Below are 16,811 nucleotides of genomic sequence, written 5' to 3'. Positions count from 1 at the left end.
GGTCTCAGGCGCTTTCGAGAGGTCGGTGTGTCACCGACGCCAGGTGGTGGTCGGCGGGGATCGGATCCGGCAGCCACGTCAACAACTCCGCGAGCGACGCGTGATTCTGCGTGCCTGCTTCGAGCACGTTCCCCTCGTAGATCTTCCCCGACGCGCCGTCGACGGTGATGGTCCGGCCCCGCAGAGCATCGACCGTCCCCGGCCCGCATCCGACGACGCACGGTAGGCCGATCTCTCGGCAGACCAGCGCTGCGTGGGACGTCGAACCACCCACTTCGGTCACCACCGCAACGGATTCGAACATTGCGGGGACATCGTCCGGCGCGGTCGACGGTCGAACCAGCACCACCGAGACACCCTCGGCCGCAAGATTCTGGGCCTCGTCCGTATCGGTGACGGCGATGCCTGACGCAGTCCCTGGGCTGGCGCCGTTACCCTGTGCGACGACGGGAGCACCCACTGTGATCTCGTCGTTGTCCTCCAGTGACCGGATCTGCTCGGCCGAGACACGTTCCAGCGCTTCGATGTTCGTGATCATTCCTGCGTGGACGAGGTCGACGGCCACCTGGACTGCCGCGGCAGCCGAGCGCTTGCCCTTGCGGCACTGCAGGACGTACAGCGTGTCGCTTTCGATGGTGAACTCGATGTCGACGAGGTCGCGGTGATCCTTCTCCAGGACCGACGCGATGCGTGCGAGCTCGGCGTAGTGCTGCGGCAACGTCGCCTCCAAGTGCGTGAGGGGCGACGGCGTCCGCTCGCCGGAGACGACGTCCTCACCCTGTGCCTGCGCAAGCCACTCTCCGAACAGGGCGTTCTCACCCGAGCTCGGGTTCCGGCTGAACAGAACGCCTGTGCCGGAGCGCTCGTCGCGATTGCCGAACACCATGGCCTGCACGGTGACAGCGGTTCCCGTTCCCGCGCCGAGCCCGTGACGGTTTCGGTACGCAGCGACGCGTTCGTTGTTCCACGAGTCGAACACTGCGCCGATCGCGCCGCGCAGCTGCTCGTAGGGATCCGCGGGTACGGGACCGACGATCGATGTGTAGCTCTCGCAGAATCGGGTCCACGTGTTCTGCGCCCACGCCTCGTCGCCCGTCGCCGCGGCAAGCTCGTCGCGCAGAGACTCGGTGAGACCGAGGTTGAGGACGGTGTCCATCATTCCGGGCATACTCTGCGCGGCACCGGACCGCACGGACACCAGCAGAGGAAACGGTCCGACGCCGAACTTGCGGCCGGTTTCGTCTTCGAGCCTGGCCAGATGCCCCAGCACCTCGGCCCACAGGTCCTCGGACAGCGACCCGCCGTTGTCGTGATACTGCGCGCACAACGGAGTCGTCAGCGCGAATGCAGGCGGTACCGGGAGGCCCAGGGCTCGCATCTTGTTGACGCTGTATGCTTTTCCGCCGAGCAGCTCGCGGCTGCCAGGCTCGGTTCCGTTCAGATCGACGATCGTCGGCAAGCTCATGAATCGAGTCCTTTCAATGCATCGGACAGCAGTGCTGATCGAGTGGCGAGCAACCCGCCTTCGACGGGGATGTCGATTCCGTTGGTCCACGATGCTGCGGGGGAGAGGAAGAAGTGAACGACGGCCGCGATTTCGTCGGCTGTGCCATGACGACCGACGGCTGCGGCTGACCGGTCGATCGACTCGGCACCCATGCTCTCCGTGAAGTCGGTCAGAATCGGAGTCTCGGTCGGTCCTGGGCTGACGGAAACGACTCCGATGCCCCGCGGGATCAGATGTGCGGCGAGCGATGACGTCCATTCCAGCACAGCACGTTTGGACGTGTCGTAGGCGGCAGGTCCGTCGAGCGGGTGCTCGGCCAGCCATGTGTCCAGATTCGGCTTGTCCGTGACGGAGAGCAGAGTCGCAATATCGGGTAGCGCGACGGTATTGCGGTGAGCAGCCACCGAGGCAACGTTGACGATGCGCGCGCCCGAAGCCATGGCACCGAGACACCGTCCGGTGAGGAGCCGCATGCCGAGCGTGTTGACCGCCAGTACCAGTTCTGGTGGAGCGGTTCCCGGCACGCCGGCCACGCATGCGAGCATGTCGATGTGCCGCGGAAGCTCCAGAGTCGCAATCTCGTCCGGATCCGACAGATCGCACAGCACCGTCTTCGCCGCGGGTTCGGGGCACGCATTGCGGTCCACCGCCCAGACCTCGATGCCTGCGCCCAATGCCCTGCGAACGAGAGCCAAACCGATGCCCGACGCGGCTCCTGTCACGACGAGGGTCATGCCATCACCGCCGTCACGTCGGTGAACTCGCTGAATCCGAGTGCTCCGAGTTCACGCCCATAGCCGGACTGCTTGATCCCGCCGAAGGGTACCGCAGGTCGCTCCCGTGTTCTCACGCCGTTCACTTTCACCTGTCCCACATGAAGTTTCGATGCCACGGACTTGGCCTCGGACGGGTCGCCCCACACCTCTGCGGACAATCCGAAATCACTGTCGTTCGCGATCCTCACTGCCTCGTCGACGTCACCATACGTCTGCAGTACGACAACCGGACCGAAGATCTCCTCTCGAACAGCGCGCGCAGTCGGTGGCAGATCGGCTATGACGGTGGGAGCCATGAAGCATCCGCCCTCGGGTTTCCCGGTTCCGACGACGAGACGACCGCCGTCGGCGAGTGCGGATTGTGCATAGTCGACGACGCGATCGAGCTGGCGCTTGGATGCCAGCGGTCCGTGCGTCGTCGCAGGATCGCTGGGATCTCCCAGAACGAAAGTCGCTTCGGCGATACGTCTTTCGATCTCGCCGGCCATGTGAGAAGGGATCACCATGCGTGTGGGCGCATTACATGCCTGGCCCGAGTTGACCAATGCGCTACCGAGGGCACCTGCGACGGCGACGTCGAGGTCCGCGTCGGGCAGAATCACTGCGGGTGACTTCCCTCCGAGTTCCAACGTCGTGCGCGCCAGTGAGCCGGCAGCCAGGGCGGCAACTGTGCGTCCCGCACCGACGCTCCCGGTGAACGACACATGGGCGATGCCTGGGTGACTCGCCAACGCGGATCCGGTGACAGCGCCCGTTCCCTGGACGACGTTGAACGCGCCGCGAGGGAGACCGGCGTCGAGAAAGATCTGCGCGATGGCCACCGCGTCGAAAGGTGTGGCCTCCGAGGGCTTCAGCACGACGGTGCAGCCCGCGCCCAACGCCGCGGACACCTTCGCGACGATCTGATGGACAGGCATGTTCCACGGTGTGATCGCTCCGACCACACCACTGGCGCGTCGTCGCAGCTGTGCGCCGTCGATGTCCTCGATCCACGGGAAGGCTCGTGCAGTGGCAGCGGCTGCACGTAGTACCGATGCCGGGAGCTGGGACTGCGTCACCTGGGAAAGCCGGGTGGGCATACCCATCTCACGGGTGACCGTCGACGCGATGAAAGACCCTCGTTCGTCGAGCAGGTCCGCTGCTCGTTCGAGAACCGCAGCCCGATCGTCGACCGAAGTTCGAGACCAGTCCTGGAACGCTTCGGTTGCCGACCGAACGGCGGAATGAACTGCATCCGAACCGGACTCGTGCGTCGAGCCGATCGATTGACCGGTGAACGGGTCGACGACGTCGACGAGAGTCTCGGTTACGTAGGGTGTGCCGTCGATCAACGACACCGCGTGCTCACCCATCGATCCGGGTCACTTCCACCGGGAGTGTCTTGATTCCGCGAAAGAAGTTGCTCTGCAGTCGGTTCACGTCGCCGGTGACATCCATGCGCAGCCCACGTTCGACGATGCGAGTGAAGAACAGCTTCGCTTCCAGGCGTGCGAGATTCGCACCGAGGCACGCGTGTGCACCCCAACCGAATCCGACGTGCTCGTTGGGGAAGCGGTCGCCGCGGAACTCCTGGGGGTTCTCGAAGACACGCTCGTCGCGGTTGGCCGAGCAGAACCACATGACGACCTTGTCGCCCCGGCGAATTGTCTTGCCATGCATCTCGATGTCACGCGTCGCGGTGCGTCGCATCGACAGAACCGGCGACGTCATCCTCACCATCTCTTCGACGACGACGCGGATCTTGGCGGGATTGTCGCGCATGAACTGCCACCACTGTGGATTCTCGTGGAGCAGTTGAACACCGCCCGACAACAGATTTCGGGTGGTCTCGTTGCCCGCCACCATCAGAATCAGGTAATAGGCGTCGAGATAGCCACGAGCCAAGGGCTTTCCGTCCAGTTCGGCTGCTGTCAGCACCGAGATGAGGTCGTCGGCCGGGCAGTGACGGCGTAGTTCTTCGAGTCCGCGGAAGTAGCCGAACACCTCGTCGCGTGCCTTGACTGCTGTCTCGGGGCCCTCGGAGTAGTCGGGATCCTCGCTGGCCATCTGATTGGTCCACTTCAGCAGGTTCGGGCAGTCCTCCAGGGGTGCGCCGAGCAGGCGTCCGATCATCACCAGCGGCAGTTGTGAGGTGATCGAGGCGACCAGGTCGATGGTGCCGGCGTCGATGGCGTCGTCGAGCAGCGAATCGATGACTGCTGCGATGTCCTTCTCGAGTGACTTGATCTTCACCGGGCGTACGTGTGGGGTGACGATGCCGCGTAGCGGCCCGTGCTCGGGCGGATCGACGTGGTGGATGCTGCGCGCACCTTCACCTTCCGCGCGCCTGCTGGCGATCTGAGTTCCCTCGACCACCGAGAAGTCCTCGAACGACGATGCGACGGTTTTGACGTCCTCGTAGCGTGTGACCGACCAGAATCCGGGACCGTTCGGTTCGGCATTCCAGTGCAACGGGTCGGCGTCGCGTAGGTGCGAGAAGACCCGGTGGTCGGACCCGTCCGCGAACGGACGAAGGTCCATCAGGTCGACGTCCTCGGTGATCGTCATCGTGTCCTCCCGTGCAGAATCTGGTTTGCGACTCATGTTTCACTAAACCATACATGGACAGTGGTGTGAACCACATCTTGTGTAAAAATGTGACGTGCGCTTAGCTTGCAAGCGTTAGTGACCTTCTATTCGCAAACGAGGTTCCTGGTGTACCCACCGAGCATTGCCCGAGACAGGCCGGATGCAGTGGCCTACATGATGGCGGCGTCGGGCAAATCTTTGACATACGCCGAGCTGGACCGTCGTTCGAATCAACTTGCCCACCGGTGGCGCGAACACGGCGTGAGCAGCGGCGATACCGTCGTGATCGCGATGGAGAACAACATCGAGTGGCCCGTTGTCGTCGCCGCAGGCATGCGCACCGGGCTCTACGTGACGCCGGTGAACTGGCATCTGCAGACTTCGGAGCTGGCTGCGCTCATCGCGGAGTCGAAGCCCGCGGTGGTCGTGACCAGTGCGCTGTTGGCTTCGACGGTGGCGGGCGCTGTCGGTTCTGCCGGGCATCGAGCTTTGTTGATGTCCGTCGACGACGTCCCTGGTTTCGAGCACCTCGACGCGTCCCTCCGAGACAGGCCGACCACGCCTGTCGACGGCGAACTTCTCGGTGCCCGAGTGCTGTTCAGCGGCGGAACCACCGGACGCCCCAAGGCTTTTCGGCAGGGATTGCTCGGAGTGCATCCGGAGGCTGCACCGCCGCGTCACGCCGGTCTCGTCGACAAGCTCGAGATCGACGCGGACACCGTGCTGCTCTCGCCCGCGCCGAACTATCACGCCGCGCCGTTCACCTTCCAGCTCATCACGCTGGCGGCCGGCGGAACCATCGTCTGCATGGAGAAATTCGATGCCGACGCCGCGCTGGCTGCTATCGAGAAGTACGGGGTGACTCATTCGCAGTGGGTGCCGACGATGCTGGTCAGGTTGCTGAACGTCCCGAACCGCAGGCGAATAGCGACGCACAGAGTTGCCTTCACCTCCGGTGCGCCGTGTTCGATCGACATCAAGAACGAGATCGATCGCTGGTGGGGCCCGATTCTGCACGAGTACTACGGCGCATCCGAGGGCTACGGCCACACCTATATCGCGCCGCTGGAGGCCAGGACGCATCCCGGGTCGGTCGGGCGCCCGCTCGGAAAGACCACCGTGCGCATCACCGACGGCGACGGCGTCGAACTGCCCGCAGGCCAGGTGGGGACTGTCTGGTTCGAACCGACCGCGGCTCAGAGCTACACGAACATCGCCGACGCGAGTGGCCGGAAGCAGATGGGCGACCTCGGCTATCTCGACGAGGACGGATTTCTGTATCTCGTCGGACGCGCGGGGTTCATGATCATTTCCGGTGGGGTCAACATCTATCCGGATGAGATCGAAGCAGTACTCGTCTCGCATCCCGGTGTCCTCGACGCTGCCGTGATCGGAGTGCCCGATGCCGAATTCGGTGAGCGCGTCAAAGCTGTTGTCGAACTGAGAGATTCGACGGTCACCGAGGCCGATCTCATCGCGTTCTGCCGAGGTCGGCTTGCGCACTACAAAGCTCCGCGTGTCGTCGAATTCACCTCGCGACTGCCGCGGCTGCCCACCGGCAAGTTGAACAAGCGTGCCCTGAAGGACGAATTCGCTCACATAGGAGGACAGTCATGACAACCACTGCTCAGGAATCGTTTTCGATTCTGCACTCGATCCGGATCAAAGGATTGGCAACCGATCCCGTGCTCGCGGAGATGGTCGGAATCGGTCCGGACGAGTTGCAGTTGCGGTTGCAACCGCTCGTCGACGACCACCTCGTCGTGCGTAAGGAAGGGCGGATGAGCGGCTCGATGCTCAGCCCCGTCGGCAAGGAACGGCACGCCGAATTGCTTGCATCGGAGCAGGCAGGACCCGCCGTCGAGGCGTTCTACGAGGCATTCCTTCCGCTGAACGGGCGGTTCAAGCAGGTATGCAGCGCCTGGCAGATGCGGGACGAGGCGACGCCCAACGATCATGCAGATATCGAATACGACGCGCGGGTCGTCGACGATCTTGCTGTCGTACATGCCGACATCGCCGAAGCTCTGAAGCCGCTGGGAGCGGAGGATCCGCGGATGTCGCTCTACGCGCCTCGGCTCACCGCTGCGCTGAACAGAATCCGAGCCGGCGATCGCGGTGCCTTCGCCCGGCCGATGAACGACAGTTACCACGACATCTGGATGGAATTACACCAGGACTTGCTGTTCGTGTTGCGTCGAGAGCGGGGCGAGCACGACGAATAGGGCTCTGTGCGTGAGGAGTTACGCCGCGGCGTAACTCCTCACGCACGGGCGGCGAAGCCATATCGCAAGAGATCTCCGACCCCGGCCAATTCGGTGGACTCATCCGAGCCGACGGTCGTCAACGCAGTCACCGCAACGGCACCGGCCAACACCGTCGCAGCGTCGGTGTCCGCTCCCAGGCCCGACGTGTTGTCGTACCTGCGCAGTTCGACGCCGCCGTCCACCCGCGTGATCTTCAACCCGAGCAGGCTGCGCGCACCGAGGGTTGCGACGCGTACACCGGTGAGCTGATCGAAGTCCAGGTCCGGGACATTGACGTTGAGTGTGAGGCCATGGGCCTCGTTGTCGTCGATCCATTGCACGACCCGCACGGCTACGTCGGCTGCGGTGTCGAATCGATGTGACGGCGGGAACCCGCAACTGACCGCGACGCCCCCGATTCCCGCGATCTGGGCAGTGAGCACGGCGCCTACCGTGCTGGAGAAGAGAACCGATCGTCCGGTGTTGTGACCGGGGTTGATGCCGCTCACGACCAGTTCCGGAGGTGGGCCGAACTGGCCCGCGCAGAAAGCCAGCACGGCGAATGCAGGCGGGCAGTCGAATGCGTACGCGTCCACGCTCGGCAATTCCGGTAGTCGACGAGGTTCGACGGCGATGACAGCCCCGTGTTCGAGTGTCCCGAGTGAGGATCCACTCCCGCTGCTCTCGACGGCGGGGGCACCGATCACGACGTCGTGTCCTGCCTCGACGAGCGCAGAGGCTACCGCCAGCAGGCCCGGGGCCTCGATTCCGTCGTCGTTGGTGACCAGAATGCGCATCGCAGTTCCCCTTTCGCGCACACCGAGAATGGGGTGCGCCAGTGATCGTGAGTCCGATAGTGACTCAAAGTTCGCACTTTTGTCCAGCCTTCAGTGCGTCGCGACGCGATGTCGACCCGAAGCCCGGCGAAAGGCCTCGAAAGAGGTCTTGACACCGTGATCGCAGTCACATAATACTGTGAATACACGTTCGCTAACCATCCGGTACGACGATGAGCTGCGCCGAACGTCTTCACGCACGGGACCAACGCCCACGAAAGAGGTACGACATGGCCGAGTGGCCGATCGACGACGCAACGTCCAAGGTATTTCCTCTGTACTCGCGGGCCAATGTCGGCGAGATCTTCCCCGATCCGATCAGTCCGCTGAATGCATCGGTCGGATTCCAGCACTGCCTCGAGCCCGGCTGGCGCGACGCTTTCGTCGCGTGCGGTGTGTGGGATGCCGATCTGTACGTCGAGAACGTCGCAATGAACATCCTTCCTGCGTTCGGCAGCTACCTGTACATCAACATGTCGCTGATGCGGCTGTTCGGAGTCCGCGTTCCCGGTATGTCCGCCGAAGCCGTCGACCTCCAGTACTTCGGCGACATGCCGGGTATTCCCAGCTACGAAAGCGAGCGTCGCGATTTCGACGAGAACGCCGAGTACGAGGCGAAGGCCGGCCAGTGGCTCGGCGAGCAGGTTCTCGGCGCAACGGATCTCGCCGCTTACGACGTGGACAGGGCAGAGGTCGAACAGATCCGAGCCGACCGTCCCGATCTGACGGGCCTGTCGGATGCTGAATTGTTCACGCGCATGCGGTCTTTCGAAACTGTTCTCCGGCGCCTGTTCAAGCATCACATCGAAGCGAGCCTCAAGTCGGGCGTCGGCCTCGGCGCAATGGCGCAACTGACCGAGGCCATCGGCCGACCCGAATTGGCGCTGACGCTCGTCGCGGGAATCGGCAACATCGACTCTGCCCTACCGTCGATCAGGATGTGGAACCTCGGGCGTCTCGCGCAGAAGCCGCAGATCGCTGCTCTCTTCGACGCCGGTGTCGAAGGCCTGTACGAACGACTCAGCGGCTCCGAGGATTCCGACGTCGTCGCGTTCGCCGCCGAACTCGACGACTTCCTCGCCGATTGGGACTTCCGCGGCCCAGCCGAATGGGAGATCCGTGCGACGACGTGGGGTGTCAATCCAGCTTTGGCGCTGGGCACCATCGACCGAATGCGACTCGTCGACGAGTCGGAAGCACCCGAGGCGAAGACCGCCGAGCGGGCTGCGCAGCGTGAAGCAGCATCGACCGACGTTCGTGCTGCGCTCGCAGCGGACGCCGAGGCATCGGCTCAGTTCGAAGCCGTTCTGAATGCAGCTGCGCTCTGGATGCGCGGACGAGAGCGCGGGCGCACTACTGCTGCGATGCTGATGCACGAGATCCGCTTGGCAGCACTGGAACTCGGCAAGCGAGGCGTCGAATCCGGCTCTTTGGCGGAGGTGAAGCACATCTTCATGCTGTTCGCCGACGAGATCGACAGCTATCTCGCGGATCCGTCCGCGCTGACATCCGTTTTGGCCGACCGTGAGAAGACTTACCTTCACCTGTTCGACCGACAGCCGCCGTTCGTCGTCGATGGCACCGCGCCTCCGGTCGAGGAGTGGCCTCTGCGGTCGGACAAGCGCAGCACTGTGCTGGGCAAGGGTGAGTCGATCGCCGGCGTCTCCGGTTGTACCGGAATCGCGCGTGGACGGGCTCGCGTCCTCACTACACCTGACGATCCGTCCGCTCTCGATGCAGGAGACATTCTCGTCGCACCGATCACCGATCCGTCGTGGACGCCGCTCTTCGTCACGGCCGCGGCTGTCGTCGTCGACGTCGGTGCGCCGTTCTCGCATGCCGCGATCGTCAGCCGCGAACTCGGGATCCCGTGCATCGTCTCGGCAACGGATGCGACTGTCCGAATCCCGGACGGCGCCGAAATCGAAGTCGACGGGACAACCGGCACCGTGACGGTTCTCTAGCCCATGTCTGACGCGAGGGTCGACCAGCTCGGCTTCTACACATTGGGTGGCCACGTCGAGAGCCCTCGGACGATGCTCGACGAGTTGGCCGAGGCCGAGGCAATGGGGCTCGGGCAGGCCTTCATCTCCGAGCGACTCAATGTCAAGGAGGCATGCGCGCTGTCCGGCGCCGCGGGAGCGGTAACCAGCCGCATCGGAATCACCACTGCCGCAACGAACATCAACACCCGCCATCCGTCGATCACGGCTGCGTTCGGGTCGACGATGCACCGCCTCACCGGCGGTCGGTTCACGCTCGGCGTCGGGCGCGGTCTACGGCCACAGATCGATGCGATGGGGTTGAAGCAGACCACCACCGTGCAACTCGAGGAATTTGCGCACGTGATGCGACGCCTGTGGCAGGGCGAGAAGATCCTGGATTACGACGGCCCCCTCGGAAAATTTCCCGCGCTGTCGTTGGATCCGACGTTCGACGAACGCATTCCGCTCGCGACAACGGCATTCGGCGACAAGACGCTCGCGATGGCAGGTCGGGCGTACGACATGGTCGTGCTGCACACCTTCTTCTCCGACGAGACCGTCGTACGTTCGGTGCAGGCAGTACGTGACGCCGCCGAACAGGCAGGCCGAGATCCTCGGAGCGTGAAGGTCTGGTCGTGCTACGCCACGGTGTCCGACGAAATCGACGAGCAGACGTTCCTGAAGAAGACGGTCGGCCGCATCGCCACGTACCTCCAGGTCTATGGCGATCTGCTGGTGTCCACCAACCGGTGGGATCCGGCAAGACTGAAAGAATTCCGTGAATCGGCCGTCGTGCAGGGGCTTCCGGGATGGGCCGACGCTGTCGGCGATTCGGAGACGTTCGCCGAACTCGCCGAGGTCATTCCATCCGAGTGGTTGGACTGCGCTGCAACCGGTTCGGCGGAACGATGCGCCGATCTGGTCCGTCATCAGTTCGATCTCGGTGTCGATGGTGTCATCCTGCACGGTGCCACACCGTCCGAGCTGAGGTCGACGGTGACGGCGTTTCGGAACGCGCGGGTGTCCGCATGACACCTTCTCATCTTGTCGAGCGATACCTCTTCGAGCTCTACAACGATCGACAGATTCACCTTGTTCACGAGATCTGCGGCGAACCGATGCTGAGGCACGCAGCAGGATCGGTCACCGCACTCACCAGGGAGCAGCAGTTCGCGCGCATCGAAGCAGATCTGGCGGCGCACGAACCGGAATTCTCGATAGTGACGCTGGTGGGAGACGACACTTTTGCGTCACTCACCTGGAACGCAATCCGTCACAGCACGGGAGAAAAGCTCTGTGGCATAGAAATATTCAAGGCCGACGACGGTGTCATCACCGACGTCTGGAATTCCGGCTACTTCGAAGGGTCATGGTCATGAGCACTCTCGAGCCTCGCCTGTTGGATACCGTCGCCGAGATCGATGCCGCGTGGATTCAGTCCGTGCTTCGGTACTCGGGAATCCCTGGAGCGGAGGTCGCGTCGATCTCGTCGGCGCCCATCGGGGCGGGCAACGTCAGCGACACGGTCCGGGTCGAGATCGATTACTCGACTCCAGCGGGTGATGCGCCGAGCTCGCTCGTCGTGAAACTGAAGCCCAGCGATCCGGCGGTTCACGCGCACGGTCTTCGGAGCGGTGCTTACCATCGTGAGATCGGCGCCTACGTGGATATCTCGGAGCGTCACGCGTGCCGAATTCCCCTGAAGTACTGGGTCACCGGGGACGAGACCACCATCAATCTCGTGATGGAGGACCTCAGCACGACGACAACGGCAGGTAACCAGGTCGCCGGGTGCGGGCCGGTGGAAGCGGAATCCGTCGTCATCGAGATGGCACGGCTCCATTCGGAGTTCTTCCCTCTGACCGACGAGTCGGCGCCGGCATGGATGATTCGGCTCGGGGCTGTGTGCGAGTACTGGTCCGTGGCGGCGGAGTCGGGTGCACGAGCTGCGCTGCAACGGTTTTCGAACGACCTTCCCGCGGAGTCGCTCGGTGCGATCTCCGAAGCGACGGCTCTGGTCCGCGACTGGTATCAGCTTCCGCAGCAACGCCTTACGTTCACGCACGGCGATCCTCGGGTGGACAACATCTTGTTCGACACCTCGGGCGCGCAGCCTGCCGCCATTTTCATCGACTGGCAGGTCACTGGGCTGCGCAATCCCATGTACGACGTCGGATACTTCATGTCCGGCAGCGTCGGGATCGAGGCCAGACGAGCTCACGAGAACAGGCTCCTGCAGAAATACATCGATGTGTTCGCCGAACGCACGCCTGGCTACGACCTCGGACAGGCAACGTGCGACTACCAGATTCAGTTGTTGAGCGGTCTGTACATCACGCTTGCCGCCATCGACGTATTGCCGGACAACGACGTCGTGAACCGGCTGATTCTCGCGTTGCTCGCGCGAAACTGTGCGGCAGTGACGGACTGGAAGTCGGTGGCAGCCCTGAGGAACGTGACGCAAGCACTCCGAGTTGCCTGACTGCCTTCCGCGGGCAGCATCGAACAGCTAACATCGTGTGAACGATCGATCGGTAGCTGTTCAGTGAAGGTGGTAGTCGATGTTTCCCGGTGCCCATGCGGCGACCCATTCGGACAAGCCCGCAGTGATCATGGCGGATACCGGAATCCAGGTCAGTTTCGCCGAGCTCGAGTCGCGGTCGGCTCGGCTGGCGCGCTATCTCCATGGCCGAGGCGTGCGCAAGGGTGATCACATCGCGCTGATCAGCGACAACGACCCACGTGTGTTCGACGTGTATTGGGCAGCGATGCGCTCGGGGCTCTACATCACCGCGATCAACCGTCACCTGACGCCCGCGGAGGTCGGCTACATCGTCGACGACTGTGAGGCTCGCGTCGTCGTGGCCTCTGCGGCATTGGCCGACGTGGCAGCCGAGGTGGCCAAGGCGTCGGGCAAGGTCGATTTCTTTCTGTCCTTCGGGGGAGAGATCGACGGGTATGCCTCACTGGACACCGAGCTCGACGGCATCTCCGACGAGCCTCTCGCCGTGCAACCGCGCGGTGCCGACATGCTGTATTCGTCGGGAACCACGGGCAGGCCCAAGGGGATCGAGCCGACACTGCCGGACCGGGAAGTGTACGAGCCGGGTGACACGATGGTCGGCCTGGCGACGTCGGTGTGGGGGATGACGTCGGAGACGGTCTATCTGTCGACAGCGCCGCTGTACCACGCTGCGCCTCTGCGGACGGCTGCGTCGGTGCAGGCGCTCGGCGGAACCGTCGTCGTCATGCCGAAATTCGACGCGGAAACCGCGCTGACTTTCATCGACCGGTACCGCATCACGCACAGCCAGTGGGTGCCGACGATGTTCGTTCGCCTGCTCAAGCTGGACCGGACCGTACGCGACAAGTACGACACGTCCTCGCTGAGAGCAGCGATTCACGCCGCCGCGCCGTGTCCGATCGACGTCAAACGCGCGATGATCGACTGGTGGGGACCGATTCTGCTCGAGTACTACTCGTCCACCGAGCTCGCCGGGATGACCAGCATCACCTCGGAGGAATGGCTGAAGAAGCCGGGCTCCGTCGGCAAGGACGGGCTCGTCGGAATCGTACGGATCTGCGGTCCCGACGGCCGTGAGCTCGGTGCGGGCGAGATCGGCGACGTGTATTTCGAGCGGGAGACGATGCCGTTCGCCTATCACAACGATCCGGAGAAGACGAAGGCCGCGCAGCACCCGAACCACGAGAACTGGTCGACGACGGGTGATGTCGGCTTCCTGGACGAAGACCGGTATCTGTTCCTGACGGATCGCTCGACGTTCATGATCATTTCCGGCGGGGTCAACATCTATCCGCAGGAGATCGAGAATGCGCTCGCAGCGCAGCCGAAGATCCTCGACATCGCCGTCATCGGAGTGCCCGACGACGAGATGGGCGAGTCGGTGTTGGCCGTCGTGCAGCTCGTGCCAGGGGTCGAGCCCTCGGACGCAGTCGCCGAGGAGATCCTCGCAGCCGCCAAGGACAAACTCGCTCGCTACAAGGTGCCGCGCCGAGTCGTCTTCGCAGCGGACCTACCCCGTACGCCGACGGGCAAGTTGGTCAAGGGCACGCTGAAGTCCATGTTCGGCTAGGCTGAACAGCCGGACCTGCTACTTTCCGACGAAGTCGAGGAGCTTCGGATTGACCACCTCGACGTGCGTCGTACCGATGCCGTGGGGTCCACCTACGACCTCGACGATCTCTGCGTGCGGCACGAACTCGGGAATGCGCCGCGCCCCGAAGTCGATGGGGATGTTCCGGTCCTCGGTGCCGTGCAGGACAAGCAGTGGAACATCGATCTTCCGTAGGTCGGCGCGGAAGTCCTCTTGCCATGCGTCGACGCAGTGCAGCGTTGCGTACGCTCCTGCCGTAGAGGCGACGACGAAGTTCTGACGCAGAGTCGGTGCGCTCACACGGTTTCCGAGATTTTCCTCGGCGATGTAGTGCGTCAGGAAGTAGTTCTCGAGGTATTGGAATCGATCTCGGCGAATGTTGTCCTGGATTGCCTGAAATGCTTCGGCGGGTACGCCGACGGGGTCCTCGGCACTGGCAACCAACTGCGGGCCGAGTGTTGCGAGCATTGCTGCCGATCGAATTCGGGTCGCGCCGTACCGTCCGAGGTAACGTGCGATTTCTCCTGTGCCCATGGAGAATCCGATCAGCGTGACGTCCGTCAGGTCGAGATACGACAGCAGCGCGTTCAGGTCGTCGGCGAAGGTGTCGTAGTCGAATCCCGTTGCAGGCTTGCTCGACTGGCCGAATCCGCGCCTGTCGTAGGTGATCACGCGGAATCCGGCGTCGAGAAAAGCGAGTTCCTGAGGTTCCCACGATGTGCCGTCCAGCGGGAATCCGTGGATCAGTACAAGGGGTCTGCCCGAGCCGTGATCCTCGAAGTGCAGTTCTTCGGTCCCGACGGTCAGGGTTGGCATCCGGTGCTCCTGTGGATCGATGATTGACAGCGGCATAAGGGGTTGAGTCCTGTCTAACGGATGCGGGCGCGCCGGTCAAGGGTGTAGACATGGGTAAAGCAATTTCACTGCTGTCACCGATTGGAGAGCCGATGACCACGCTGATACTCGAGGAACAGGCGCCAGGACTGATACGGGTGACGATCGACAACCCGCCTATCAACCTGTTCGATCCGCATCTCTATGCAGCCCTGAACCTTCTACTCGACCGCATGGAGAACGACGAGAACCTGCGCGTCGTCGTGATCGACAGTGCCGATTCCGACTACTTCGTGTCTCATCTCGACGTCGACAGGCTCGACGAGGTCCCCGACATTCCAGGTGCAGCGTCCCTGCCGCGCACGTGGCCGACCTTCGTACGACGGTTCGCGTCGGCACCGGTCGTCACCATCGCGTCGATCAGAGGACGTGCCCGCGGTATCGGAAGCGAGTTCGCACTTGCGTGCGACATGCGATTCGCAAGTCTCGAGACCGCGCGGCTGGGCCAGCCGGAAGTTGGATTCGGCGTCGTTCCTGGCGGGGGAGGGCTCGACTGGCTTCCCCGAATCGTAGGGCGGTCCCGCGCACTCGAAATAGTCCTCGGTGCAGATGATTTCGATGCGGCCACGGCCGAGCGCTACGGCTGGATCAACCGAGCGATCGCCGACGACCGACTCGACGACGAGGTGACGGCATTGGCCGAACGGATTGCAGGGTTTCCGCGTCATGCGATCGCGTCGGCCAAGCGGATCGTCGACGACCGATCGATCGTGCCGACGACCGACGAACTCGCCCAATCGTTTTCGGCGATCGGGGAGGCAATCGCGCATCCAGAGGCTCGGCGACGAATGGCGTCCATGGAGTCGGCGGGGTGGGGACGAGCGACGAACGCGGAGCGGGATCATCCGGCGTTGCTGGTGCAACTGGCGAACGGCGGTGACGCGCGATGATCGCGCGTGGGAGTTCGACATGGTCGGGCGATTGGCATCGGGGATCCGGGACGATTGCGACGTCGAGGCCGACAGTTCCACCGACGCCCTTCAGCTACGGAAGTCGTTTCGACGACGAGGCAGGCGCAAGCCCTGAGGAACTCTTCGCGGCAGCGTATGCCGGTTGCCTGAATCAGGCCGTTGCGAACGTGTTGGGATGGGGAAACTTCGTCGCCGAGTCGATCGAAACCGCTGTCGAATTCGAGGTCGAGCTCGGGGTGCGTGGCGGGCAGCCGGGCACGGTCAGGATTGCCCTGAAAGCCGTCGTGCCCGGCATCCGTTCCGATCAGTTCGCGGCGCTGACGACGGTGGCCCGCGACGGATGCTTGCTGTCGCGCATGTTGCGCGACACACCTGAAATGACAGCGGAGCTGGTCGGGGCAAGTGAATGACTCATCGTACGATCGAGCAATGGTTGACAGCGCGAACAGTCGCTACGGAGTGACGGCTGCGCCGGACGGACTCGACATAGTGCAGGAGCTTCTCAACACTGCCTCCGCTGGACTGCGCGACCCGACGCCGGATCTTCTCGCCGAGTCCGACACGGCTCAACGCTGGGCCGATGCTGCCCTTGTGGCTCGGGGACTTCCTCCGGCGTCTGTCGACGCCGAATCGCTTCGCGCCTTGCGAGAAACTATCCGAGCCGCAGTGTCCGGGGATACCGCGTCGATCGTGCCGCACCTGCACTCGGTGGCATTGACGCTCGACGAGTCGGGAACCGTCGTGGCTGGACTCGAAAACGATGTCGCAGGACTGGTTTTCGCGGAGATGTTGAGGGCGCAGGCTCGAGGAGAGTGGTCTCGGCTCAAGCTCTGCGCCCTCGGACAATGCAGCGTCGCATTTCACGATCGATCGAAGAACCGGTCGGCGCGTTATCACGCAGCGCGATGCGCGAATTACGTGAATCTGCGAAACTCGCGTGCCAGGAACGTGTGAGAAGGCGCGACTGCGCCAC

At 63.4% G+C, this 16,811-nt stretch carries 16 protein-coding genes; 10 read left to right on the top strand and 6 right to left on the bottom strand.

Going from position 1 to position 16,811, the window contains the following annotated elements; all coding sequences use genetic code 11:
* Window positions 1-4: 4 nt before the first annotated feature.
* From CHB96_RS14025 to CHB96_RS14010, 4 genes are read right to left on the bottom strand one after another with little or no spacing between them, the layout of a single operon-like run.
* Window positions 5-1,465, bottom strand: coding sequence for a pyruvate, phosphate dikinase (locus CHB96_RS14025; protein ID WP_089247159.1), 1,461 nt, complete (start codon window positions 1,463-1,465; stop codon window positions 5-7).
* Window positions 1,462-2,241, bottom strand: a complete 780-nt coding sequence (locus tag CHB96_RS14020) for an SDR family oxidoreductase (RefSeq protein WP_089247157.1) — start codon at window positions 2,239-2,241, stop codon at window positions 1,462-1,464. The genes CHB96_RS14025 and CHB96_RS14020 overlap by 4 nt, the downstream gene beginning before the upstream one ends.
* Entirely contained in the window at window positions 2,238-3,635 is a 1,398-nt protein-coding gene (locus CHB96_RS14015; protein WP_089247155.1) for an aldehyde dehydrogenase family protein, read from the bottom strand. The genes CHB96_RS14020 and CHB96_RS14015 overlap by 4 nt, the downstream gene beginning before the upstream one ends.
* Window positions 3,628-4,830, bottom strand: a complete 1,203-nt coding sequence (locus CHB96_RS14010; protein ID WP_089247153.1) for a cytochrome P450 — start codon at window positions 4,828-4,830, stop codon at window positions 3,628-3,630. The genes CHB96_RS14015 and CHB96_RS14010 overlap by 8 nt, the downstream gene beginning before the upstream one ends.
* A gap of 147 nt (window positions 4,831-4,977) precedes the next feature.
* Here CHB96_RS14010 and CHB96_RS14005 point away from each other — a divergent pair, with 147 nt between their 5' ends.
* Both CHB96_RS14005 and CHB96_RS14000 read left to right on the top strand, forming a co-directional pair.
* Complete coding sequence (locus CHB96_RS14005; RefSeq protein ID WP_089247151.1) at window positions 4,978-6,468, top strand: AMP-binding protein; 1,491 nt, start codon at window positions 4,978-4,980, stop codon at window positions 6,466-6,468.
* The gene (locus CHB96_RS14000; RefSeq protein ID WP_089247149.1) at window positions 6,465-7,076 is read left to right on the top strand and encodes a hypothetical protein; all 612 of its coding nucleotides are present in this window, start codon (window positions 6,465-6,467) and stop codon (window positions 7,074-7,076) included. Before CHB96_RS14005 ends, CHB96_RS14000 begins: the two co-directional genes overlap by 4 nt.
* Before the next feature lie 38 nt (window positions 7,077-7,114).
* Here the strand turns inward: CHB96_RS14000 and surE are convergent, their stop codons facing one another.
* Window positions 7,115-7,894 carry a 5'/3'-nucleotidase SurE gene (gene surE / locus CHB96_RS13995; protein WP_089247147.1) on the bottom strand — a complete coding sequence of 260 codons (780 nt, stop codon included), beginning with the start codon at window positions 7,892-7,894 and terminating at the stop codon, window positions 7,115-7,117.
* Between the two features lie 269 nt (window positions 7,895-8,163).
* On the opposite strand from surE, the gene CHB96_RS13990 reads away from it, so the two are divergent.
* From CHB96_RS13990 to CHB96_RS13970, 5 genes are all read left to right on the top strand, one after another.
* Window positions 8,164-9,897, top strand: coding sequence for a PEP-utilizing enzyme (locus tag CHB96_RS13990; protein ID WP_089247145.1), 1,734 nt, complete (start codon window positions 8,164-8,166; stop codon window positions 9,895-9,897).
* 3 nt (window positions 9,898-9,900) lie between these two features.
* Complete coding sequence (locus CHB96_RS13985) at window positions 9,901-10,950, top strand: TIGR03857 family LLM class F420-dependent oxidoreductase (RefSeq protein ID WP_089247143.1); 1,050 nt, start codon at window positions 9,901-9,903, stop codon at window positions 10,948-10,950.
* Window positions 10,947-11,297 carry a hypothetical protein gene (locus CHB96_RS13980; protein WP_089247141.1) on the top strand — a complete coding sequence of 117 codons (351 nt, stop codon included), beginning with the start codon at window positions 10,947-10,949 and terminating at the stop codon, window positions 11,295-11,297. Before CHB96_RS13985 ends, CHB96_RS13980 begins: the two co-directional genes overlap by 4 nt.
* The gene (locus tag CHB96_RS13975; protein WP_089247139.1) at window positions 11,294-12,400 is read left to right on the top strand and encodes a phosphotransferase; all 1,107 of its coding nucleotides are present in this window, start codon (window positions 11,294-11,296) and stop codon (window positions 12,398-12,400) included. Before CHB96_RS13980 ends, CHB96_RS13975 begins: the two co-directional genes overlap by 4 nt.
* A gap of 79 nt (window positions 12,401-12,479) precedes the next feature.
* A complete protein-coding gene (locus CHB96_RS13970; RefSeq protein ID WP_089247137.1) occupies window positions 12,480-14,012 on the top strand; it encodes an acyl-CoA synthetase in 1,533 nt (510 codons plus the stop codon).
* An 18-nt stretch (window positions 14,013-14,030) separates the two neighbouring features.
* Here CHB96_RS13970 and CHB96_RS13965 read toward each other — a convergent pair whose 3' ends face one another.
* Window positions 14,031-14,849: an alpha/beta fold hydrolase gene (locus tag CHB96_RS13965; RefSeq protein ID WP_089247135.1), complete on the bottom strand. Its 819-nt coding sequence runs from the start codon at window positions 14,847-14,849 to the stop codon at window positions 14,031-14,033.
* 131 nt (window positions 14,850-14,980) lie between these two features.
* Here CHB96_RS13965 and CHB96_RS13960 point away from each other — a divergent pair, with 131 nt between their 5' ends.
* The 3 genes from CHB96_RS13960 to CHB96_RS13950 are packed head-to-tail and all read left to right on the top strand — an operon-like array spanning window position 14,981 to window position 16,792.
* The gene (locus CHB96_RS13960; RefSeq protein ID WP_089247133.1) at window positions 14,981-15,817 is read left to right on the top strand and encodes an enoyl-CoA hydratase/isomerase family protein; all 837 of its coding nucleotides are present in this window, start codon (window positions 14,981-14,983) and stop codon (window positions 15,815-15,817) included.
* On the top strand, window positions 15,814-16,248 hold the full coding sequence (locus CHB96_RS13955) for an OsmC family peroxiredoxin (RefSeq protein ID WP_089247131.1): 435 nt from the start codon (window positions 15,814-15,816) through the stop codon (window positions 16,246-16,248). The genes CHB96_RS13960 and CHB96_RS13955 overlap by 4 nt, the downstream gene beginning before the upstream one ends.
* 19 nt (window positions 16,249-16,267) lie before the next feature.
* Window positions 16,268-16,792 (top strand): CGNR zinc finger domain-containing protein, encoded by a 525-nt coding sequence (locus CHB96_RS13950; RefSeq protein WP_089247129.1) that lies wholly within the window; start codon window positions 16,268-16,270, stop codon window positions 16,790-16,792.
* Window positions 16,793-16,811 lie beyond the last annotated feature (19 nt).

This window comes from Rhodococcoides kyotonense, from assembly GCF_900188125.1.
GTDB lineage: Bacteria > Actinomycetota > Actinomycetes > Mycobacteriales > Mycobacteriaceae > Rhodococcoides > Rhodococcoides kyotonense.
This window is presented reverse-complemented; position numbering and strand designations above follow the sequence as displayed.